Source organism: Microcoleus sp. S1D4 (genome assembly GCF_036700765.1).
In the GTDB taxonomy this organism is placed as follows: Bacteria; Cyanobacteriota; Cyanobacteriia; order Cyanobacteriales; family Microcoleaceae; genus Microcoleus.
On the sequence record NZ_JAUBPP010000030.1, the window covers coordinates 44,782 to 68,080 of the forward strand.

Here is a 23,299-nt window from a genome sequence, read left to right on the forward strand (position 1 = left end):
AAATAAGACTGGCGCAGGCATCTAAACCCGGTTTCTCCTAAAATCAAAAATTACAAATAGAGTTGAATTGCAAAAATCGGAAAATACCCTGAAATTATCTGCTATAGGGTGTGTTGCATCTGCCCGATATCTGCGGTTTCTGGATCGAAGACTTGTGCAACTCAAGTCTAATCAAAAACCGGGAATCAAAAACCGGGAATCAAAAACCGGGAATCAGCCAGCGCCAAGTCCCTGAAAATCTAAAATCTAAAATCTAAAATCTAAAATCGGATGAGTGATTTTTTGTCAGCAGATGCCGCGTCTAATTCGAGCAGTTCACCCAGTACAAATAACGATCCCCAAACTGCAGATATTTCAAATTTGGCTGGCGATCGCCCAAATCCAGATAGGGGGGCGCGCGCTGGCGGGGAAGCGCCTTTGAGGCTCGTAGAAACTGCATTTTTGGCAAGTACGGCTAGCTTGATTTGGCTGGTAAATTATTACTTTCCGCTGGGGCCTTTGCTGCGGGTTTTTTTCCCGCTCCCCATCGCCTTGGTTTACCTGCGCTGGGGAAACCGAGCCGCTTGGATGTCAGCTTTGGTATCGGGTTTGCTGCTTTCGGTACTCATGGGCCCGACGCGAAGCATTTTATACGTGATTCCTTTTGGAATTATGGGAGTGGCGCTGGGAGGACTTTGGAGGCGCAAAGCGAGTTGGTCTTTATCTATTATTGTGGGCGCGCTAATTGGTACTGTCGGCTTCTTTTTTCGGTTTTGGCTGCTGTCAGCTTTGGTGGGCCAAGATCTCTGGGTTTACATCACTGTGCAGGTAACAGAGATGGTGGAATGGGCGTTTGTGAAGCTGGGCTGGCTGATGGTGCCGAGTTTGGACGCAATTGGGGCGATCGCCGCCGGGATGATTTTGGTTAACAATATTGTTTATTTATTTGTCGTGCATTTAGTAGCTTTGCTGTTGCTCGATCGTTTGGGAAATCCGATTCCGCGGCCGCCGCGTTGGGTGCAGGTTTTAATTGATTATGAAGAGTAATAGGAAGGAAGAGGGAAGAAGGAAGAAGGAAGAAAGAAGAGGGAAGAAGGAAGAGGGAAGAAGGAAGAAAGATTTTGTAACTGATTTAACTGATGCCTGTTGAGGGAAGGAAAAAAATACAATTATCCGCTTTACCTCTTTCTAGTTTTTCCGGCAATTACCAATTCCCCATGACTAATGACTAATGACTAATGACTAATGACTAATAACTAATAACTAATAACTAATAACTAATGACTAATGACTAATAACTAATAACTAATAACTAATTTATGATTGGTATTTATACAGAAATTGAACAGGGGAAGCGGTGGCTCGATCGCCATCGGGGACAGCAACCGATATTTGCCTGCGTGTTAGGATTCACCGCGACAGGCTTAATTCCGGGGATTTCGGCGGCCGGAGCAACACCGCGCGATCGACAGTTTACTTGTTTGGCGGATGCAGAATTTTTGTATAACGGCCCCCAACCCTCGCCCCAATATCCTTTGCCGCCCCTAGAAGCCGGTGCTTCTCCGGTACTGATCTCTCGCGCTGTAGTCGAAGCTTTGCCACTTCCCCTTTACCTATTTAATGCTGGTTTACCCCTGCCGCCTCCGGTACCTGCAATTGATTTGGGCGGTACTGCAGCAAAATGTCTGATTTCGGGCAATGCTTTAGAACTCGAAACAGTCAAACATTTGCTGGAACAAGGGTTAATTTGGGGAGCTAAATTAGCCGCCGAAACTAATGGCAGTTATTTAATTTTAGGGGAGTGCGTAGTTGGGGGAACTACTACTGCTTTGGCGGTGTTAATGGGTTTGGGAATTGCGGCGGCGGGCAAAGTTAACAGTTCTCACCCTCGCTGCAATCACGCTCAAAAATTGGCTGCGGTGACAGCGGGACTCAATAATGCTGAGTGGAAAATTGGCGGACAAAATAGCACTCCCCTGGATTTGGTAGCGGCGGTGGGCGATCCGATGCAGATAGCGGTGGCTGGAATGGCGATCGCCGCGAGTCGGACTTGTGGGGTGCTCTTGGCTGGCGGCACACAAATGCTGGCAGTCTACGCTTTGATTGAAGCCTTAGCCCGCGAATATGCTCTGTTATGGTGTCCCGAACAAGTCACGGTGGGGACTACGAGCTGGGTGGTAGAAGACCCGACAGGGGACACGGTAGGACTTGCTAAGGATATCGGCGGTGTGCCTCTGTTGGCAGGGCAGCTCAGTTTTGCGGGTTCTCGTTACGGGCAACTGCAGGCTTACGATCGCGGGTATGTTAAAGAGGGTGTGGGTGCTGGAGCGTGCGCGATCGCCAGCGGGCTGAGTGCAAATTGGACTCCGGCTCAACTTCTCCAAGCTGTTGAAGCTTTAGCCTCGCGATGCGAAATTAAACATGAGACGAATCCTCTCAAAGCTAGGGGGGTATCTGATACATAAACCGCAGATGAAACGCAGATGCAACACAAATCGACGCAGATAATTTTAGATAATTTGTAATTTTTGCAAGAGGTATATTTTAGGGTTGGCTTCGGGGGGCGATCGCACTCAAGCATTCAAGCAAAAAAAATACTTTTTACCAAGCCGGAGATGCTCGAAGCAGCCTGCAAAGATCCAACTTTTAGGAATTAAACATTAAAAATTCAGATGCGCCCCTCAAACTGTGAAGCTACTTGTGCCGCTCAACCCGCTTCGTTTTAGCAGAATAATTATATCATTTTCTGTAGCATCTTGGCTCTCAGATTTACAGAATTTCCTACACCATATTTCGCTGAGATGCAGTGTTTTTCATACTAATTGCGGGAGAGAAAAAACTCCATGCAATCACTCTATAAGTTGACGAGCCGAAATTTACGCTACTTGTATTTTTTCTGCAATTAATGCCCGATCGCCAGCAGCAATATCTAATTAGACCCGCCGCCTACGTGGTGCGAGTATATTCTTTTGGAGAGCAACTGTTCTTCTAAGGCTGCAATTCGATTGTATGCTGCTGTTAGCTGAGCAGTGAGGCGCTGGATTTGAATTTCTGTGCTGTGTTCTTTTTCCAGGCTTTGAGAATTCTTGTCGAAGTAGCTGTCATCTAACAGTACGTCCTTGTGTTCGAGGAACAAGTCGAGACGGCTGTAAGTTTGATCTGACGAGGTTTGGTCATTTGCTGCGGTTCTGGGGCGATCGTCGATCGGCTGCGGGGCCAACTTCGTCTCCTTGACCGACTCTAATAACTTTTCATTGAGATTTTCTATGAGTTTATACAGGGCCTCGACTTGTTGACTCAATACTGTAACTTGCTGGCGTAGCGCTTCCATACCATCATCCTTTGGCTCGTGACTTATATCTTTACATTCTAGGGAAATCTTTACATAACTGGCATTTATCACTAAATTATTTAATTTTTGAGGTAATTGTTGTGTTTCAAATCCTGACGGTAGATTTAGGGACTCAGTTTCAGGATTTTAGATTTTAAATTTTAGATTTTAGCTTGTCTTGGAGGCTGAAACGAGGTTTGTTAACCCCGACACTTCGTTCTAACCTTTAATGAGAATTATACAATCAGGTTTCTGCGAGTTGGATGGCGGAGTCTTCCGTTAAATTAATTGTGCGCCACCAGCGCTTTCGGTAAAACAAACTCCAATCGCAGCAAAACCTAGTACAATGGCTCTGTGTTTCAGAAAGAAATAAAACACGCTCCCGGACGCATGAAGACCTTCAAACCTGAGTTTTTTTACCCAGACTGCGGGTAGCGCGAGAATAATTTTCTCTAAAAACAAAGGTGACGGACGCCCGCGCCTCTTGGACTAAAATAACTCAGCGCCAAATACCGGACTCAATAAACTATTATTTTTCTGGTGGCTGAATACAACGCGATCGCTTAATATTTAGATAAAACGGGTTCACAGGTGAAACGAAGGTCTTTGCTATTGGGTGCAGCCACCCTAACTTTAAGTCAATTGGCGGCAGGATGCGACTCGAAGCCCATTCTCAAAATTCGATCGCTCAAAAACGGTATTCCGGCCCAACTCGCAAGCAAATTTAGCCGCGACTTACAACCGTCTCCGGTTTTGCAGGTAACGCAGGAAGCACAATTAAAAGAATTATTCGCGCTGTTGCAGCAGTGGAAACGAATTCCGAAAGCCAAAAATCAAGCTGACTTGGTGATGTTGGGAGATTATTGGCTGACTTTGGCAATTCGGCAAAAATTGATTCAGCCGATCGATCCTGCTAAATTTGATAATTGGTCAAAATTGCCCGAAAGATGGCAAAAACTCGTCCGGCGCAACGATGACGGACAATTGGACGCTAAAGGTCAAATTTGGGCGGCACCTTACCGCTGGGGAAGTACGGTAATTGCCTATCGAACCGACAAATTTAAGGCTTTGGGGTGGACTCCGACAGATTGGAGTGACTTGTGGAAGCCCGAATTGCGCGATCGAATTTCTCTACCCGACAGCGCCAGAGAAGTTATCGGTTTAACCTTAAAAAAACTGGGAAAATCTTACAATACGCAGCAATTAGATCGAGTTCCAAACCTCAAAAAAGAACTCACAAATCTGAACGCACAAGTTAAATTTTACAGTTCCGACGCTTACCTGCAGCCGCTAGTTTTAGGCGATACTTGGTTAGCTGTCGGTTCATCTGGAGACTTGCTGCCACTGCTACAAACTCAAAAGGATCTTGCTTTAGTAATTCCGGTTTCGGGAACTGCACTTTGGACGGATTTGTGGGTAGAACCCGCATCGAAAAAAGCAGTTTCGTTAGCATCAAAATGGATTGATTTTTGCTTGCAGCCTCAAATTGCGCCTCAGTTATCTTTGCTGGCTAAGGCTAGTTCGCCGATAATTACCGGCATGAAACCCGAGGATTTGCCTGCGGATATTCGCGCTAATCCCGTGCTGTTGCCGCCTGCTAAAATTCTTGCTGCTAGCGACTTTATGCTGCCTTTGGGGGAGGCGGGGATTCAGCAATATCGATCGCTCTGGCAAGAAATTCGCCAAGTAGTGAAAGGCTAAAATTTCACTACGTTTTGAGGTACGTAGTTGCGCTTCAGCGCTCTTTTATCTATGAAAGAGCAAGGAGCAAGGAGCAGTTTTGCATTTATAGTGCTGTCCCCGCTCCCGTATTGTACAATAGGCGAGCGGGAAATTATTCAAAGAAAAAATGCTTTTTACAAAAATGAGATGCTTCCAAAGAGCGCTGAAGCGCAACAACGTACCTTAGAAAAATAAAAAAATAGCACGGGTTGAAGTGTTGGTATTTTAATTTTAAGAACAATCGTAATTATAAATCACCTGAGAAAAATCTAAATTTTCTAAGTCTTCAGCACGAATCAAAAAGTTACCTACTCCACAATCACCCCAACAAATCTCATCATCACTAATCATGTGTAAGAGTACAACTTTATGGTCTTTGTATTGCGGACTATCCTCACGAGGGTCAGTTTGCGTAAAGTAGCCGTATCCCCCTATTTTATGGTGAATTTCGTATAAATTAGCATAATACCAATCAAATATTTTGTAATTATCTGTACTGATTACCTCAAAGAAGTGTTCAAGTTTTTGTTTTTCAAAAATGTTATTAATTTGATAGTCTTCTGGGCAAACCCACTCATTGTCAGGACTAAACTGTAAATCCAAACATTCTTGAGAATTATTCACATATTTGTGCTTTAAAGGTAAAAAATAATCATGTTCACAAATATGCTCACTAAAAGGATTATCGATCGGACAATTATTTTCGTCAAAAAATTGCAAAGCACTAAATTTTTGATTGTTTAAAGTTGAATAGATCTCATTTATATCCAACAAAAAAGCAAAATCTGTTTGACAATTATTTCTGTCAACTTCTAAAAAGTACAATACTTTGAAATCTTTTTGATTGTCCAAGTTCTCTGTATCCATTCCATAACAACCTAGATTGTTACTAATATAAAATTGCAAAATTCCTTGTTTGGGAAAAGGGGCTAAATACGGCACTTGGGCAAAAATTTCCTCAAAATTGAGTTGTGCCAAAAGGTGCATATATTTTCCATCACTATCTTTGGGAAAATCGTAACCTTTCGGCAAGTAAGGCACTCCGCCAAATTTGCTTGACCACAAATCTGTAGCCTTTCGTTCGTAAGTGATTTTGATAACAGGCTTTTCTGAACTTTCAATTTCTTGACGGAAAGGTTCTAATTCAGCAGGAAGCTCAAGGGTTGTTTTCATTTTTTTATAGGAATTATAAACCGCATTTATCAGCTAAAATGTAGAGTGCGTCAGCTCTTGATTTATCGATTATCCCAAAAAACTCTCTAGCTGACGCACCCTACTAAAAGCCTTTGAGTTTGCCTCGGAGACCTGGATTTGACAGAGATTCTAAATCAATGCGACAGTTAAGCCGATCGCTCTGGCAAGAAATTCGGCAAGTAGTGAAAAGTTAAAATGTAGGGTGCGTCAGTCGCCAGCCCAAAAGCGCCGAGAAAATCATCAAAACTGACACACCTTTAACCGTAGGGTTCGTCAGTCACCAGTTGTACCTGTATGGTGCGTCAGCTCTTAGATTCTCTACTACTACTAAGGGTGAATTTTCAGGTAAACAAAAATCCTGACCTTTTTTGTGAGGCGTGTATCCTTGTGCTAAGGCATGGAGAATTACCTCACGTACCAGCACAGGCGTAATAGCTTGATAATCATCAGAAAAACCTGTCGTCAATTTCTAAGCAGGATTATCATATAACTCTACGTACAAACCAATGCCGTAATCGTCGCGTGAAATAAGCCAACGATATTTTTCCCCGTTTATGGTGATACTACGTGAAGCTTTTTTAGGAAATGCCATTTTTTGTCTGTTATTTTGTTAGCTAAAATGTAGAGTGCGTCAGCTTTTGATTTATCGATTATCCCAAAAATCTCTCTAGCTGACGCACCCTACTAAAAGCCTTTCTTTTTGCCTCTAAGTCCTGGATTTGAGAGAGAATCTAAATCAATTTTACAGTTAAGCCGATCGCCCTTGCACGAATAAACCGCCAAAGCCTTCCCTTGACGGTTGCAAACTCGCAGATTGTAACCGTATTCGCTCGAAACCGTGCCGAAGCGGTTGACAAACTGATAGCGTTCGATATAGTCTAGCAAACTCCACAGTTGGCGGTTGACGATGATGATTACCAAAGCGTTATCGCGATCGACAAACCAGCGATCGAGCAATTTGCCACCAAACAGTTTTTCAGCTAACCACAGACTCGGCACGCTTGGTTCGGCTTGCGAAAGCGGCGGCGACGGGAAATTCGCAATGTCACCAGTCGGGCAAAACCGCTGCTGGGAATACGCCGCAGATTGTCCCCACAGCAAGGCCGTGATGCAGGTAGAACTGGCAATTGAGAACAAAAATAAACTTTTTGTCAAAATGCGAGGTCTGCGGGGGAAATCTTGATTTATGTGGGGCAATTTGTGGTAATTCATCATATTTTATTGCGACAAAAAAGTTAAAATTCCGATCGCCTAAACAGCGAAGCAGGCAGGCAAGCAGTAAAAGTAGAACCGCAATCTAACTCGCTGCTAACTTCAATATCGCCGCCCATCATCTGACAAAAACGCTGGCTGATAGTCAGTCCCAAACCAGTACCGCCGTACTTGCGAGTAGTCGAATTGTCCGCTTGGGTGAAAGGTTGGAATAGTCGATCTTGCTGCTGTTTTGTCATGCCGATGCCCGTATCCGTCACTCGGAAAACTAAAAAGTCTGAATCCAAAATTAACATTTGAGCAACCCTCGGTTGATATTTATTTTTTAATTCTGCGCTGGTAATTCTTTCGACATTAAGCACGATCGTCCCATTCGTCGAAAATTTAGCCGCGTTGCTCAACAAATTCAGCATTACCTGCCGCACTTTCATCAAATCGCCGTGCATAGCGCCAACATTCTCAGCAATCAACACTTGCAAAGTATTGCCGTTTTTATCCATTAGCGGTTTGATAGTTATCGCCACCTCCTCAATTAACCCGCCAACATCAAAGCTTTCGAGGTAAATATCCATCTTGTCAGCTTCAATTTTGGAAATGTCGAGAATGTCGTCAATCAGCCGCAGCAAATGTTTGCCAGCAGTGCGAATTTTGTCTAAATCGGAGACAACTTCTAAATTGCCCAACTCTTCGGCATCTTCCACCAACATATCGCTATAACCAATAATCGCGTTGAGGGGAGTCCGCAACTCGTGGCTCATGTTTGCCAGAAAAGCACTCTTGGCGCGGTTGGCGACTTCTGCAGCTTCTTTGGCCAACTGCCACGCTTCCTCGGCATTTTTGCGATCCGTGATATCCCGCAACGTCGCCACCACCGATTCCACACTGCCGTCTGTCCCCCCAACCGGGCTGAGAATGTATTCGTAGTCGCGGGTTCCCCAGGTGGCGGTGGGGACTATTACTTCGCCTTTGACCGACTCGGCTGTGGCAAATACGGTGTCGCATTCTTGGTGAACTCGCTGCATAATTTTTGGCGACCAGCCTAATTCCTGCCAGGTTTTGCCAATCATTTCTCTGGCGTTCATGCCGGCAGCTTTAGCGGCCATGCGACTGACATAGGTGTATTTTCCCGATCGATCGACCAAAAAAATTAAATCGAGGGAAGCGCGGAGAATGCCGTCAACTGTTCTGGCGTGTCGGGCTACCTGGGCGGTCATTTGTCTGACGGCGATCGCCCCGCGAACTTTAGCCGCCAGTTCAAACTCCAATAGTTGGTTGGCTTGTTTGAGGAATAGCGTGCGCTGTTCGACTTCTATTTCTAGTTCTGCTTTAGCTTTTTCTAGGGTGAGTTCGGCTGTTTTGCGATCGCTGACATCTGTAGAAATTGTACCGACTGCATAAACTTTGCCTTTGGAGTTGCAGAGGGGAAATTTGAGAGAAATATAAGTGTGCGGCCCGTCGTCTTGAGGGATGACTTCTTCAATGCTCAAAGGCGTACAGGTCTCGATAACTTTTAGGTCATTTTCTCGCAAGGCTGCCCAAGAGTCTTCGGGAAAAATATCTCTGTCAGTTTTGCCTGTTATTTGTTCTTTTGTCCTGTGGAACAAACTGTCAAAATGGCTGTTTGTGAGCAGGTATTTTCCGTCAACATCTTTGATGTAAATCATTGCTGTTGAGTTGTCTAAAATCGCTTGCAGCAGTGCTTCGCTCTTTCGCAGGGCTTTTTTAGTGTTTTGGCGTTCGACTATTTCTTGCTGCAATTCCCAGTTGAGGCGATTTAAATCTTGCCAAGCTTCTTGGACTTGATTTAAGGCGATCGCGCTTTTTTCTAGTTCTGTACTTACCAGCAACGGCTGCTGAGAAATCCAGTTTTCATGCAATTCTCCGGGTGGGAAAGTTAGCGGACTTTCGGGATTGGCGATTTGTCCTCCATCGCCCGAAAAAAAATTATCTTGAAAATCAACCGCTAATTGACCGTCTAAACTCGGTTTTTTGGAAAATAAACCAAATTCAGCCAAATTTATACGATCGGATAAATTATCAGAAGTGCGATCGAACTTCCCCGATTGCAGCAGCGGTTGTGCCCTAGAATTAGATGCCCAATTCCCATCGGTTGTTAGTAAAACAGAGTTAGCTGGTTTGGCAATCCGGCGGGCGACTGCAACTGCCAAAACTACGGGGGCGACTGTCGCAGACAAAGCCAGCAGCAGCCAATTGTTCTCCCACCAAATTTCAGAAGTTTTGGGAATGCCCCGCACTAAAATTGCTGTCGGTTTTCCGGCTAAATTGTCCAGGGATCGGGCTGCTACTGTATAAGTTTGACTGCCTGTTTTTAGCTGGGCGGCGACTGGTTTGCCCTCGGCGGCGAGTGCAGATATTAGCACAGATTTGTCTGCCAGCAAATCTGGCAACTCTTGATTTTTTGTAAGTGTTTGCGCGCTTGCCAAAACAAATTTACCGTCAGCCAGCGCTGTGTAGATAGCGCGATATCCGCCACTGCGTAAATTGACTGTTTCGCCGATAGCAACTGCCGGCATTTGATTCTGAATTTTTCCCAACACTAAGGCAGCAATCACTGTCTGATTTTTGGGATCTTTTACGGGAATTGCTGTGTAGCGGACTACCGCAGGGCGATCGCCCGCTGGTGGCAAATATCCCAATTGTTTCTGAATTTCCGATCGAGCAATAATTTCGGTGGCGGTAATTGGCTGTTTTGCAGCAAATACTTGATCGACTATTTTTTCTAGGTTAAAACTTGCTAGCTTCAGGTTGGAGTTGACACTAACCACAATTTGCCGATTTTTTTCAACTAAAACCGCGCCGTCTATCCCCCCTATTTTAAATTGATTTTCCAGAATCTTCTTAACAGATTCTTGTAAATTGGAAATGTTTTTATCGCTGTTATAAATTAAGGCTGTTTGGGCGATAATTTTGCTGTCAGAGGAGTTTTGCAAATGGTGGACGGCGCGATCGAGTTTGAGATTGTCGTTAATTTCACTAAGGCTCAATTCTGATTTAGCTTGATTTTGCAGTTGATTGCTGCTAAGTGCTGATGTTAGCAAAAAAGCTGCTCCCGTTAATCCGACTGGCAAGATTATTTGTAAAGCCAGCAGTCCGATTAGCTGTTTTCTCGTAAAAGATAAGTTGTAGGTGTACGGTTTAAACCCTGCTTGAAATCTGTCAGAAGTCGCAACTTGAGTTAGCTGCGGACAATTTAGCTGACTGTCATTTAACTGAGTTTGATTCATAGTAGTAGATGCTGAATCGGTTCTAGATGACACGCGATACATTAATCTGGAATTATCAATTTGAGACGTGAGATTTGAAGTCCAATTCGGTTAATCAATCATCATAAAATTCTTCGGTTTTGCCCTGCCTAACCCAGTAATAAAATAATCGGTATTTCAGAAAATGGTTGTTTTTTTCGTTCGATCTGATTGTGTTATTTAGTTGTTTTTACATATTATTTTGGCTCTTATTTAAAGTGTGTTGGAAGCATCCAAACAGGCGCTTTCACAAAAGTGTTTGCGCTTAGATGTAGGCTGGGCTGTGTAGGATGCTCGCACTCAAACAAAAATGCTTTTTGCAAAATTGGGATACTAGCGAAGGCAGTCCCCAAACTAGGTACTTTTGCGATCGACTGTATTGTAAATTTACTTAAAAAAAGTCTAACTTAATTCTGGCATCACTCGACATCGGCTCGATCGAGCTTTTCCCTGTTTTGGCTGCTTCGCCTCAATCCCACAACCGCCTCCCTGCTTTACCGCCTAGTCGTTGATGAGTATCTTTTAGCAGAGTTGGGATGTCCAACTCTTCGGGACATCTGGGCAAACATTCGCCGCAATCGGTGCAGCGGTTGCCTTTGTTGCCGGGAAACCAGTGGCCGGCATTTTCAAACATCGCGTAGCGGTATTTACCGAAGTCCGTCATGTCGCAGCCAACGGCGAGATTGCGAAGGCGCAACACTTCGGGAATGTTGATGTTTTCCGGGCAAGGCAAACAGGCATAGCACTGGCTGCATTTGTCGGTTGCCAAACGATCGACCATAGCTGATTCTAACTTCGCAAATGCAGCGATTTCGCTGTCGGTGAGGGGAAAGTCGCGATCGCAATATTTCAGAGGTTGTTCCAATTCTCTCGGATTTGCAGCCCCCACGCTCACAGTCCCAATCCTAGTATCGCTCAGCAAAAACCGATAGTTCAACTCTAAAGGCGAGAAAGGCGAACACAATTTTGTGAGAGTTTCCGGGGGCGTGTAGAGTTGCCCTCCTTTGTCTGCCGGGGAAATGATGAAAACGCCCATATCTTTGTCTTTGGCGAGTTGAATTGCGGGGGCGTGGCGCTGAAAAAAATAGTAATAATGCAGATTGACAAATTCAAACAAATCTGTATTAATTGCCGCCAAAATCAGCTCCAGAGGCCCGTGAGTCGAAAAACCGACGTGCCGAATTCTGCCATCAGCGAGGGCTTTTTGTACGGCGCTCATGCAGCCTGTGGGCGATCGCACGATCGCCAAATGTTCCCAAACATTCAAACCGTGAATTGCCAGACAGTCGATATAGTCTAGATTCAAGCGTTTGAGAGACGAATCGATGCAGCGTTCCATTGCAGCAGCATCGTCCGTTGGGGGGATTTTTGTAGTGATGTGGAAGCGCGATCGATCGATCGACAAACCAGCCGAGATGGCCACACCGAGATATTCCTCGCTGCAACCGTAACCCGCCGCCGTTTCCAGGTGATTGATTCCCATAGACACCGCCTGTTGTACAGTCTGACGGGCAATTTCCTCAGAAGCCAAATAGCGCATGGTTCCCAAGGAAAATACAGACAGGTGCAACTGCGTTTTGCCAAACCGTCGATAGCGCATAAATTTTAGGAAGTTTCGCCGGAGCTAAAGCCGCTTCTCTTGATCAAATCCTCTGGGCGGAGGTTTGAGATAAATTCCCGGAAGGCGCGGCGTTCGGCCTCATCAGCATCTCGATCGACCGGTATCGAAGCATCGGCGACAACTTCTTCCATCACCCAGATGGGGCTATTCGTTCGCAGGGCGAGGGCGATCGCGTCACTGGGTCGGGCATCGATCTCTTTTTTAACTTCTCCCTGACGGACAATCAGCACGGCATAGAACGTGTTATCTTGCAGCGAGTGAATCACTATCCGCTCCAAAGTAACACTCCAGGCCTCTAAAAAAGTGACCATCAGATCGTGAGTTAAGGGTCGAGGAGGCTTGTTGCCTTCGAGAGCGCTAATAATAGCCTTAGCCTGCTCCTGACCGATATAAATAGGCAAAGCGCGTCGCTCAGTAGCGTCTCTCAATAGGACAATAGGGCTGCGCGTGGCTGCATCTAAGGCAATTCCAGCGACTTTCATTTCAATCATAAAAATGCTCGGTAAGTGGGAAACTCAGAGACTTTAGTCCTGAGAGGGAAACAACATGGGCGGTTTCAACACATTCGACTACGCTCAGTGAGCACCACCTTGAATCCCCTTTCCCCTTTCGGGGGTAGAGGGGTATGGTTGCCCCTCTTTGGAGATATGGTTGTCTCCGGCTCCCTTTCGGGGTAATGTTCGCTTGTCGGTCAATGTTATTAGAGCTTGTTAGACTTGCAACACTGTCTCAGTGACCTTAAGACTGTTTAATTGCAAATGACAGAGCGGAAAACTAGCGTCGCATTCTCCGGTGTCGTGACTCAAATAACGTAGCCAGTTAAGGCTGAGGCTGGTCAGCACAGCTTGCTTCGATTGCTCTTACAAGCTCAGTCCCTGGTTTTAGGGCTGGGTTACTGACAGAATTAAGACACTGCAAGGCGGTAAAGAACTCGGACACAAAAATGACCTGCTAAATCCAGTATGACTCGATCTTCGCCTGAATCTGCAACGGATCGGCATGAGTCGATTTTAGATTTTAGATTGACTTGGGGGGAGAGGGGGCGGCAAAAGCTCCTGCGTCTGGTTTGTGGTTTGACTGAAATAAGCGATCGACTAAGGAAAAATACTTATGTTTACAGGACTAATTCAATCTCTCGGAAAACTGAAGTCGCTAGGTAATGACTACTTCCAAATTTCCTGCACCTCAAGCAACTCCTACCAGATTTTACAAGATTTAGCCATTGGGGACAGCGTAGCCGTGGATGGAGTTTGCTTGACAGTAGTAGAAGTTCTGCCGCAAGGTTTTGTCGCCGTCGCTTCGCCAGAAACCCTGCGCCGCACAACTCTGGGATCGTTCCCCGATGCTTTAGTCAACTTAGAAACCTCCCTGCGCGCCGGTAGCAAATTAGGCGGACATTTTGTGACGGGGCACGTAGATGCGATCGGCAGTTTAGCCACATCAACCCAAACCGCCAACGCTTGGGAGATGCGCTTTACTGCCCCACCAGCAGCCAATTCGGCATGGCAGCGTCAAATCGCACCCTACATCGTTTCCAAAGGCAGCATCGCCATCAACGGCATCAGCTTAACCGTGGCAGATTGCGATGCTGACGGCAATTGGTTTGAAGTTGCTGTCATTCCCCACAGTTTTGGTGAGACAAACCTCAGTTATTTGCAACCAGGAAGTTTAGTTAATTTAGAAGCAGATATACTCGGCAAATACGTAGCAAAATTTCTCCGCAGCGGCCGGCAAATACATCCCGAATCCTGGGAAGAAATCCCCGCCATTAACAGTTTAGGAACAATTACACCAGAATTCTTAGCCGAACACGGATTCATGTAATCGCATAACTCGGCAGACAGAACTCGGCGGTTAAAACCGCTACTACAGAAACGAAGTCCGCCTCCGCGGACTAAAGAATAAACTTGTAGGGTTCGACAGCGAACTATTCCATCAATAATCGACCACTCAAAGCTGACGCATTTACTAAAACTAACCTCTCTCTCTCTGCGCTCTCTGCGCTCTCTGCGGTTCAAAAATCCAAATCTATTCCTCAACAACATTGTTTTTCTCCCAAAACAAACCCGCCGCAATTCCCACCTGAGAAACTAAAAACAAACCTGCAATTAATAGTTTCTGAAACCCCGCAGCGCGGCCAAACGGATAAGTTAGCAAATTCAAATAAAACGACGGATGTTGCAATTTCCCCTTAGCCCCGCTGTTCGAGATAATTTTCCCAAACAAAAAAGCACCTCTACCGTAATTGAACTGCTGCCGCCAAAATTTGCCCAGAGTTAAGGCGTGAAAGTGATAAACTGTAACTTCAGGACGGTAGACCGCGCAGCCTCCGGCATTGAGCCAGCGAAAGCAAAATTCCCGGTCTTCTCCCGCCGCTAGCGAAAAAGTCGTGTCAAACCCGCCGATTTTTTGGAAAGCCTCAGCGGGAAGGGCAAAATTGTTAGAAGTGAAAAATTGCGCGCGATCGCCAATAGCATTGTAATAACTGTAAAGATAGTCGATCAATTGCTGGCTGGCCGTAGAATAGATGTTATCCTGCAGCGCGTTGACAGTCCGACCTCCAATCAAACAATCTGGTGTTTCCATAAATCGCCGTTCCAAATTTCGCAGCCAATCTACCGCCACAGTACAGTCATCGTCAGTAAACACTAAAAATTTGCCCTCGGCTGCAAAAGCCCCAGTATTTCGCGCCGTAGCCGGGCCAGAATTTGGTTGTGTCAAAAGTCTGAGATTTAGCTGATTTTGAAAAGGAGAAATTGTACTTTCTACAGATATTTCCGTGCTGTCGTTAACGACAATGACTTGAAACCCATCGCGCGGATATTCTAGTTCAACAAAAGACTGAAGACACTGCGCTAATTTCTCAGGTCGATTGTACGTTGGAACAATAATTGAAAATAGAGTTTTAGCTTGGTTCATGATAACTAATAACTTTTAATTCTTCAAGCGATATAACACCGACTCAGTATTAAAATCTTTGCCGAAAACTGGTTGTAGCGGGCCATCGGGACTTGTCAGCCAAGATAAACCTTGTTTGATGTATTCGTCTGTCTCAGTCATGGGCCCGAATCCTACAATGCTAATTTTATTTTTTCGGAGGTTGTCAATCCATGCCGGAAGTCTATCGGCTCTAAAGGGTATGTATAAAACTTTTCTGTCTAAATTTCTCCCGTAAAACAGGTAGCTGCGGGAACTCAGAAAGAAGCCGATTCTTTCATCCGGTACTGTATTTTGATCGATATACTCGTAAATGCCTCGATACAGTTGGGTTCTAGCAATATCTCGCTTTTCCCTCGCCACCCAACTAACACTTACCATCAATGCTATACACAGAAAAATTATCATGATATAAATCGATTTTTTTAAGTTTACCAATTTATTTTTTAACTCGGTTAAACTTGAACTTTGCTCAAACAAAATCCAACCTAACAGCATGAAGCCAATATAAGCTAACAGGTATATTGCTAAATCTAGCACGTAGGGAGCTAATATTTTCATCACCACATTGAGGGCTTCCACAGGCTCGGATTTAAACCGATCAATCAACCCGCTTCCCCAAACAAGACTGTTGTCGGTAAAAGAAGCATTTTTAATTAAGTCAAAAATTATGTTGCTAATAATGCCGGAAATACTGCCAATTAAAACAACTGCTACGACAAGTTGATTCGGAGTTTTTAATTTGCTAGCTGTAGCTGCTGCTGCTATAGCTAGCAAGCTTAGGAAGGAAAATCCGTATCTGAGATTGAAACCGAGTATGGGGCTGAGTTGACCGATCGACTCTCCAGCACTACCGGAGGTGTAAGGTGTAATTAGATACAGAATTCCGGTGCTGGCAAGAAGTACAATTAAAATGATATTATTTTGATTGATTGTTCTGGTTTTAGTTTGCAACAAAGCCAGAGGTGCTGCTAAGACTTGAAGTGCGATCGCCAGAAAGGGCAGTTGCAATCTAATAATGATTTGTAAGCCGAAAGTTTGCCAGTGGGAAATATTGCTGGGATTAAATTGAGCTGCTAAAGTGCTTTGCCAAATCTTTAGAAGTGGCGAAGCGGGCGGCTGCTTTACCGAAGGTATTGGTGCAGGTATGGGAGACTGTAAGCGAACAGGCTCTAAGGGAATTTTAATATCGCCGACTTCGCCGACAGGGTAATTGATTTGCAGCAAGTTTCTCGCATACCAAAAACATCCTAAAAGCAAGCAACAAGCTACACCGCACAGCAAGACTGGTTTGAGAAAGTGGCGAATTCTAAAATTAGCTGGTGTGGAATCTTGATTAAGGGCGAATCTTGTAATTTCTAATATTGCTAATCCTCCTAAGAGTGAGGCTGCATAAACTAGGCCAGTAATTTTTATTCCGGCTAGCATTCCTACAGATGCAAAAAATAGGGATAGTTCCCAGACGGATCGGCTTTTATGATAGGATAAACCTAGATACAAACCTACTGTAAATATGGCAGCTAGCGGTAGGTCTGGGTGAATGGTGTTAATTTGGTTGAGCACCATCGGTACTGTCAATACTAATGTTGATGCTGCCATAGCGTGAATTCTGGTTGCTCCAAATTTTACGCTTAATAGATAGACGGCTATTCCTTCCAGCACCCAGGCTATTAGCAGGGGAAAAGCTGCGAGAAAGTCCGATCGGAAGGGGATCACGCACAAGGCAGATAAAACGTGCCAGTTGTAGGGATATACTCGGGCTTGCTCCTGTTCAAAAATCCAGTTTCCGGTGGCATCTAATAGTGTAAAGGAATGGGTTTGATACCATCGGGCGATCGCGGGCAGGTGAAACCACAATGAGTCATAATTGGTTGTGGGTTTGGTTGCTAGGGTGTAACACAGCACAATTCCTGCAAAAGCGACTGTCAAAATAATGAGAATTTCGGAGCTGTTGAGGGGTTGTTTGAGTTTGGGGATCTGCCAATGCGATAAGGTAAAAGCTCTGTTTTTTTTTGTATAGATCGGGATTGTGCCGATCGCGCAAATCAAAATTTCTGCTATAATTACTTGAGCGAGATTTAGGCGATCGACACTTCCTAAAATCAAGCCGATACAAACTTGTATGATGCTCCATCCCGTCAGAATTACGAGCAGAAAATGGGGAAACGAACAGTTATTGTTTGCTTTCTGATTCTCGAAAGCAAGAAACAAGCTTAAGGGAATTGGCCCGAATACAATTATTAGAAATAAAATTAATTCCCACAAATGCTGCGTTATTAGCATAAGCTACTATTTACCAATTTTTATGGGTTTTTCCTAGCTACCAGGCTCTTAATGGTAACGAGAAATCTATCAGGTTCGTGGTTTTTGTGATGGTAATCGATTGAGAGCCTTCTTGGTAGAGGACTCGCATTCCTCATTACAAACTTGTCTGGTTTGTAGTGAGGAATGCGAGTCATTATCAAAAGCCTATCTACTTGCTTGCTTCTGAGTTTTGGGTTTGAGAGCTTCCTGATCTTTGGGTGCTGAAGTGTCAGCTTTTAACAATTCTGGGAATGGCGGCTGGAGGTTGTGAACTTCGATATCCATTCCCAGCGGCAGAGGTGGAAGCATGGGCAGATCGCTTTCTAAATCCTTGAGTCCCCTAGCGCTTAGTGTTTCCACGATTTTCGGCATTAGGGGTACTTTGGCGGTTTCTAAACTGCCCATCATTTTGGCTACGGCGAATTCTAGCTGAGCGCCCGGATCGATCGCCACCCAACCCCGATCGGTCATTTGCCGGATCTCGAAGTGAAGGTGAGGCCCTGTAGACATTCCTGTACTACCGACGCGGCCGATAGTTTCTCCCTGTTTCACAAACTCTCCGGGTTTGACAAACAGTTCCGAAAGGTGGCCGTAGAGAGTTTCCTGAGACTGTTTGTTGTGGTCGAGAACCACCGTCAAACCGTAGCCGCCCAACCAATCGGCGATCGCCACTTGACCCGCATAGGCCGCCAGTACGGGCGTTCCCATCGGAGCTCCCAAGTCTGTTCCGGTGTGAAACCTGCCGTAACCCATAACCGGATGAGTCCGCCACCCGAAGGGCGATGTAATGTCGGCAGCAATAGATAGGGGAAACAACAGGCTGGTGTTGCCGTTTCCGGGCATTCCTAAAGGACGCGGCGTGAGATTGTAGTAAGCAAAACCTGTATTGCTGCCGCTGCTGACACTCACTGCACCGACTTGCACCGGCCCTAGTCCCATGCTGGGTTCGGGAGGGCCGCCGTAGGATGCAGGGTTGACCGAATATCCAGAGTTAGCCGAATATCCAGAGTTAGCCGAATATCCAGAGTTAGCCGAATATCCAGAGTTAGGCGAGTAGCCCTTGGGCCCATAAGCAGATTCTCCGCTGCTTCCTTGTCCCCAAAGCTTGTTGCTTACTTGTTGAATGGCTCGATCGACTTTATTGGCAGAATAACCCCGATCGTTATCGCCCGCATTTCCCCGAACATTGCTCGGAACATTGCTCGGAACGTTCTCCGCCAGGTTTTGTGGCAGATTTCGAGGCGGGGGTGCAATATACGAGTTACCGGCGATCGGGCTGTGGGGGCTGTCGTTGGGTTCTTGTGCGATCGGGGTTTGGGGGCTGTAGCTGGGAGGGGCTGCTTCTGCAGTGACCGGCTCGTCCACAGCAGCAGGCCCGCACGAACCGCCACCGGAACCTTCGCAACCGCTCGATCGTTCTGCAAACTCGATTCTGGTCGGCGGTTCGTAGCCGCCCTCAGCGCCAGCGTTGTAGTCTGTATAGTCTGCTTCAGCGTGGACTGGGTTAACTGGCGCTTCAAAAGGAGGCTCTTGGGCTGTGGCTTCTGGCAGGGGAATCAGCGCAGGCTCCGGCAGATAATAGGCCGGAGGTGCTTCGGTGACGTAATCTGACTCCCTAGGCGGTTCGGCATAGACAGGCTCGGGAGCCGGATCTTCTGCCTGCGGTGGGTAGTACGGTTCTGGCTCTACTTGGCTGACTTCCGGTTCCGGGGGGGCCAGAGGCGCTTCAAATAGTGGCTGGAGTTCTGCTGCGCCGGGGACTGCTTGTTCTGCTGGCGGTGTTTCGGTCTGGGCCCACACTAGGCCTTTGCTGAGCAGTCCCAGACTGGCGATGCAGCCCAGTCCTACCAGCAGCGAGCGATCGGACAAAAGGCGCGATCGAGTCCGAGCGCCTTTCGGGTTATTTTTGTGATGTTTGGTGTTCAAATGGGCTGCTATTTGCTTGTCTGGAACTGGTTTCACGATTTTTTTTCCCAACTCAACAGGGGACGCAAGGATATCTAAGTCAGTCGATTTTAGATTTTAGATTTTAGATTTACTTGCAACTTTGTGAATCAAAGGAGCCCGAACTAAAGTCTAAAGTTTTGGGCTGCTGGCGACAGGAGTCTTCAAGCAAGTATCTGTTTTTTTTGGCGGGGCCTGGATTGACTGTATGGCAATCCCAATCTTTAATACAGACTTAACTGATTTTACCGGGCTTGAGGCAATTTTTGGGCGTGTCGAACCAGCTCGAATGCTGTGGCGTCGATTCGCGATCGATGCCCTGATTTTTTTGCCGACGATCGCACTGGCTGGCAGAGTCTGTGAAGGCCACATTGATAATAGCGCTTTGACGTTCGTCTGTGTTAGTTAGTTCGCTCTATTTTTCGGGTCGTGCCAAATTTCGCCAGCCTCCACCGCCTCGGTCGATTTTAGATTTTAGATTCTTCGACTTCGCGAGCGAACAAGTTTTAGATTTTAGATTTACTTGCAGACGAGTGAATCTCAGTCGCCGGAACTAAAGTTTAAAGTTTTGGGCTGCTGGCGACAGGAGTCTTCAAGCAAGTATCTGTTGTGTTAATTATTTGCCTCTATTTTTCGGGTTATGCCAAATTTCGCCAGCGTCCACCGCCGCTGGGCGGCTTCTTTCATCCCGATTTTTTTGATGAAAGCCGATCGCGCATTTAAACCTCAGCCGCCAAAATTGTTGATTGCTTAGAATAGAATGCAAATTGATTCGTTTGGGGATGGATGGCTTTAATGACTGTAGCTGGCGATCGCTTGACAAATTTTCCTGACTCCTCACCGGCAACTGGATCCCCTTCGGCGATCGGTTGGGAGTGGCAAAACTCCCAAGGTTTGCCTTATCTGACTTGTAGCTTGCTCTCTCGATGGTCTCACGGCTTTTTTACTCGCGATTTCTCGCCCCAAGGCCCGATCGAACTGACGGAAATTCTCGAACCAGGAGCCAAGGTTTACCGCCTTCAGCAGGTACACGGCAATGCGGTACTCAAAACCGGTCAGTTGTCCCCGGTTGTGCCTCCGGTTTCGGAAAGCGCGGCTCAAAGCTATGTTGAGGCTGATGGGTTGGTGGCCGAACTAGAGGGTGAGGCGCTGTGGGTTTGCTCGGCTGACTGCGTGCCGGTGCTGATTGCTGACGATCGCACTGGACTGGTTGCGGCAGTTCACGCTGGTTGGCGCGGCACTGCTGCTAAGATATTACCAGAGGCAATCGATCGACTTGTGGCCGTCGGCAGTCAACTAGAAAATCTCAAGATTGCTATGGGGCCGGCGATCTCTGGAGAGGTTTACCAGGTATCTGTGGAAGTTGCCGCGTCTCTCTTAGCCGCGATTAATCCCCAGAGTGCTGTTAGTGCCACAGCAGAGGGCATTCTAGAGTTTTTGCACCAAATGCCCGAATCTCCTGTACTACCAGATCCAGAACCTGGAAAAGTACGCTTGGATGTTCGCCTCTGCAATGCTCTGCAATTGCAGAAATTGGGAATCGATCTTTCTCAAGTGGCGATCGCTCCTTTCTGTACCTATTCTGACTCGGCTCGCTTTTTTTCCTACCGCCGCGATCGACTAAAAAAAATCCAGTGGTCGGGAATTGTCAGCGCCTGCGGGACAAATCCCCGTTGAAAGCCTTCGGCAACAGGTAAAATTATTGTAGACGGCTAAGCTAAGGTAAAAACAAAAATCTTTAGGTTCATAATTTTTTATTTCCTGTTGCCCAATGCCTTCTACCTTCCTAATGTTTGCTGGTTTCTGTCTCAAAGCACTAAAAACTACCAGTAAAACTTTGGGGAAAGCGGCGCGGCTTTCATCTCTTGTTAAAATTGCACTATTTTTAACGAGAGCCTTCAGCGGGTTATTAAATTTAATGACCGAGCACTGGTGGATAAAAAATGCTTAGCGACCGCAAGGTTAACCATCATTGGTGTCAACAACCAAGTCAAATGCAGTACAGGTATACTATCTGACGATTAAAACCTAGAACCTCCCCTGGCCGCCCGACTATTTGGGAGGACAAAAAGCGCTCTTGCATCAACCCTACTCCCATTCTTAATGGAGATTAGCACGGGATCGAGACTCAGCTATAAACGAGAGAAACAAAGGTTTTTAAACTTAAATTGACGCCAATGGTTTAGGATATCATCCTACACTTTCAAACCACGGCGGTTAACACCGCCCGCTCGCATCCCTCTCAGGTCTAAAGACGCTGAGTTTTCCGCATACCAACAAGTTTTATGAGTGAGCCAACTCCCTATCAACTGCTTGAAGTCGATGAAGATGCTTCCTTTGATGAAGTGCAAGAGGCCCGCACCCGTCAAGCCGAGCAGCACAGTGGCGACAAGAAACGTTTGGAATCGATCGAAGCTGCTTATGACGCGATTCTCATGGATCGCTTGCGACAGCGACAGGAAGGTAAAATTAAAGTGCCCGAAGGCATCCGCTTTCCCGATCGGCTGACTCCCCCACCCGCAAGCTTTACTCCGTCTACTCCGTCGGGGAGTCCTGCTTGGTTGCAGCGGCTAATCGATACTCCTAGTCGATCGGACATTTTGTGGCCGGCTGGGGTTTATGTGGCGTTGGGCGGACTGAGTATTTATCCGGCGGCTAATGATTCTTTGCTACAGTTGACTCTGGCTCTTGGAGTCGGCTCTTGTCTTTATTTTCTTAATCGCAAGGAACAAAAATTTGGTCGGGCCGTGCTGCTGACTGTGGCGGGCTTGGTTTTAGGCTTGGTGCTGGGAGGTGTTTTCGGCCCTTTGCTCAGTACAGCATTTGTCTCAACAGAGAAACTGATTGCTTTGTTTACGTTTTTAACTCTGTGGCTCGTCAGCAGTTTTTTGCGATAGTCAGTAGTTAGTGGTTATTTGTAATTAGTTATTTGTGATTTGTTGGTTCCTAGTTCTTCAGTGTTATTTGTTGATTCTTAATAACAACTAACAACAATTAAGAGCCAGTAACCAATAACCAATAACCAATAACTAATAACCAATAACTAATGACTCCCTAAAACCATCTCAACTGCTTCGCTCAAATTATTAGCAATAAAATCCGGTTGGTGCATTTCTAATTGGGTGCGATCGCGAATTCCGCACAAAACACCAATTACCTTGACACCGTGCGTTTTTGCTGCTACAATATCCGCCTCGGTATCCCCCACCATCCAAAAATCAGAAGCCGGTGGCAGTTCGGCCAGAGCTCTAGCCATCAGCAGGGGCTTATCCTTCACATCCCCGGTTTTGACGTAATCGTTGGGGAGACAATAGCGGCGGTTTTCTGGGAAAAACTGCGCCAAATTGCAGCGGGTGAAGGCTTCGTCTAGTTCCCTGACGCGGCGCATGGTCATCACCGTTAAGTCTACTCCAGCGCGCTGCAACTTCTCTAAGGTTTCTACTGCACCCCGAGCGGGTCGATCGTACATCAGAAAAGGGAGAGTGTGGACAGTTTGACGGCGTTTCAGGGCAAAACCGACAGCTTGATCTGCGTCTAATCCTGAGAGGAGGGCGATTTCGGTTTCAGGAACCCGCGCCCGTTTCATGTCCCAAAACTCGGCTAAGGTGAGTTCGCGCACTGCTTGACCCTCACGCTGAGTCTCGGCCAGACACTGCTGGTAAACTCGGTAATAGCGATCGGACACGTCCATAATCGGGCCGTCAAAGTCAGTAATAAGTCTCAGCATTTAGCAGAATATTTTCCAGTTTTTATACAAATTGTTCAATATTATATCACTTCAAGGTAACAGGT

At 46.2% G+C, this 23,299-nt stretch carries 17 protein-coding genes; 7 read left to right on the forward strand and 10 right to left on the reverse strand.

The genetic code is table 11. The features are described from left to right. Nucleotides 1-270: 270 nt before the first annotated feature. Nucleotides 271-1,026, forward strand: coding sequence for a DUF2232 domain-containing protein (locus QT998_RS23990; protein WP_333092648.1), 756 nt, complete (start codon nt 271-273; stop codon nt 1,024-1,026). Between the two features lie 272 nt (nt 1,027-1,298). Continuing rightward, nucleotides 1,299-2,444: a nicotinate mononucleotide-dependent phosphoribosyltransferase CobT gene (cobT, locus tag QT998_RS23995; protein WP_333118115.1), complete on the forward strand. Its 1,146-nt coding sequence runs from the start codon at nt 1,299-1,301 to the stop codon at nt 2,442-2,444. Nucleotides 2,445-2,908: 464 nt separating this feature from the next. Here cobT and QT998_RS24000 read toward each other — a convergent pair whose 3' ends face one another. After that, on the reverse strand, nt 2,909-3,382 hold the full coding sequence (locus QT998_RS24000) for a hypothetical protein (RefSeq protein WP_333092650.1): 474 nt from the start codon (nt 3,380-3,382) through the stop codon (nt 2,909-2,911). A 519-nt stretch (nt 3,383-3,901) separates the two neighbouring features. Here QT998_RS24000 and QT998_RS24005 point away from each other — a divergent pair. Next, the gene (locus QT998_RS24005) at nt 3,902-5,011 is read left to right on the forward strand and encodes an extracellular solute-binding protein (protein ID WP_333118113.1); all 1,110 of its coding nucleotides are present in this window, start codon (nt 3,902-3,904) and stop codon (nt 5,009-5,011) included. A gap of 252 nt (nt 5,012-5,263) precedes the next feature. On the opposite strand, the gene QT998_RS24010 is transcribed toward QT998_RS24005, so the two are convergent. The 5 genes from QT998_RS24010 to QT998_RS24030 all read right to left on the reverse strand — a co-directional run bounded on the left by QT998_RS24010 (nt 5,264) and on the right by QT998_RS24030 (nt 12,813). After that, entirely contained in the window at nt 5,264-6,205 is a 942-nt protein-coding gene (locus QT998_RS24010) for a YwqG family protein (protein WP_333118111.1), read from the reverse strand. A 705-nt stretch (nt 6,206-6,910) separates the two neighbouring features. Then, nucleotides 6,911-7,441 carry a hypothetical protein gene (locus QT998_RS24015; protein WP_333118109.1) on the reverse strand — a complete coding sequence of 177 codons (531 nt, stop codon included), beginning with the start codon at nt 7,439-7,441 and terminating at the stop codon, nt 6,911-6,913. Nucleotides 7,442-7,461: 20 nt separating this feature from the next. Beyond that, nucleotides 7,462-10,716: a PAS domain-containing sensor histidine kinase gene (locus QT998_RS24020; protein WP_333118107.1), complete on the reverse strand. Its 3,255-nt coding sequence runs from the start codon at nt 10,714-10,716 to the stop codon at nt 7,462-7,464. A 454-nt stretch (nt 10,717-11,170) separates the two neighbouring features. Beyond that, nucleotides 11,171-12,301: an aldo/keto reductase gene (locus QT998_RS24025; RefSeq protein ID WP_194066746.1), complete on the reverse strand. Its 1,131-nt coding sequence runs from the start codon at nt 12,299-12,301 to the stop codon at nt 11,171-11,173. 5 nt (nt 12,302-12,306) lie between these two features. Then, nucleotides 12,307-12,813 (reverse strand): bifunctional nuclease family protein, encoded by a 507-nt coding sequence (locus QT998_RS24030; RefSeq protein WP_194011411.1) that lies wholly within the window; start codon nt 12,811-12,813, stop codon nt 12,307-12,309. A gap of 619 nt (nt 12,814-13,432) precedes the next feature. On the opposite strand from QT998_RS24030, the gene ribE reads away from it, so the two are divergent. Beyond that, complete coding sequence (gene ribE / locus QT998_RS24035) at nt 13,433-14,146, forward strand: riboflavin synthase (protein ID WP_333092655.1); 714 nt, start codon at nt 13,433-13,435, stop codon at nt 14,144-14,146. A gap of 204 nt (nt 14,147-14,350) precedes the next feature. On the opposite strand, the gene QT998_RS24040 is transcribed toward ribE, so the two are convergent. The 3 genes from QT998_RS24040 to QT998_RS24050 form a co-directional block, all read right to left on the reverse strand. Continuing rightward, nucleotides 14,351-15,241 (reverse strand): glycosyltransferase, encoded by an 891-nt coding sequence (locus QT998_RS24040; protein ID WP_333092656.1) that lies wholly within the window; start codon nt 15,239-15,241, stop codon nt 14,351-14,353. 15 nt (nt 15,242-15,256) lie between these two features. Then, nucleotides 15,257-17,542, reverse strand: a complete 2,286-nt coding sequence (locus QT998_RS24045; protein WP_333092657.1) for a hypothetical protein — start codon at nt 17,540-17,542, stop codon at nt 15,257-15,259. A 186-nt stretch (nt 17,543-17,728) separates the two neighbouring features. Continuing rightward, a complete protein-coding gene (locus tag QT998_RS24050) occupies nt 17,729-19,525 on the reverse strand; it encodes a M23 family metallopeptidase (RefSeq protein WP_333118105.1) in 1,797 nt (598 codons plus the stop codon). 190 nt (nt 19,526-19,715) lie between these two features. Between QT998_RS24050 and QT998_RS24055 the strand changes: the two genes are divergently transcribed. The 3 genes from QT998_RS24055 (at nt 19,716) to QT998_RS24065 (ending at nt 22,404) form a co-directional block, all read left to right on the forward strand. Further along, nucleotides 19,716-19,916: a hypothetical protein gene (locus tag QT998_RS24055; RefSeq protein ID WP_333118103.1), complete on the forward strand. Its 201-nt coding sequence runs from the start codon at nt 19,716-19,718 to the stop codon at nt 19,914-19,916. 386 nt (nt 19,917-20,302) lie between these two features. Then, nucleotides 20,303-21,184: a peptidoglycan editing factor PgeF gene (gene pgeF / locus QT998_RS24060; RefSeq protein ID WP_333092666.1), complete on the forward strand. Its 882-nt coding sequence runs from the start codon at nt 20,303-20,305 to the stop codon at nt 21,182-21,184. Between the two features lie 608 nt (nt 21,185-21,792). Further along, nucleotides 21,793-22,404, forward strand: coding sequence for a CPP1-like family protein (locus QT998_RS24065; RefSeq protein ID WP_333092660.1), 612 nt, complete (start codon nt 21,793-21,795; stop codon nt 22,402-22,404). 146 nt (nt 22,405-22,550) lie between these two features. On the opposite strand, the gene QT998_RS24070 is transcribed toward QT998_RS24065, so the two are convergent. After that, on the reverse strand, nt 22,551-23,234 hold the full coding sequence (locus QT998_RS24070) for an HAD family hydrolase (protein ID WP_333092661.1): 684 nt from the start codon (nt 23,232-23,234) through the stop codon (nt 22,551-22,553). Between the last annotated feature and the right edge of the window lie 65 nt (nt 23,235-23,299).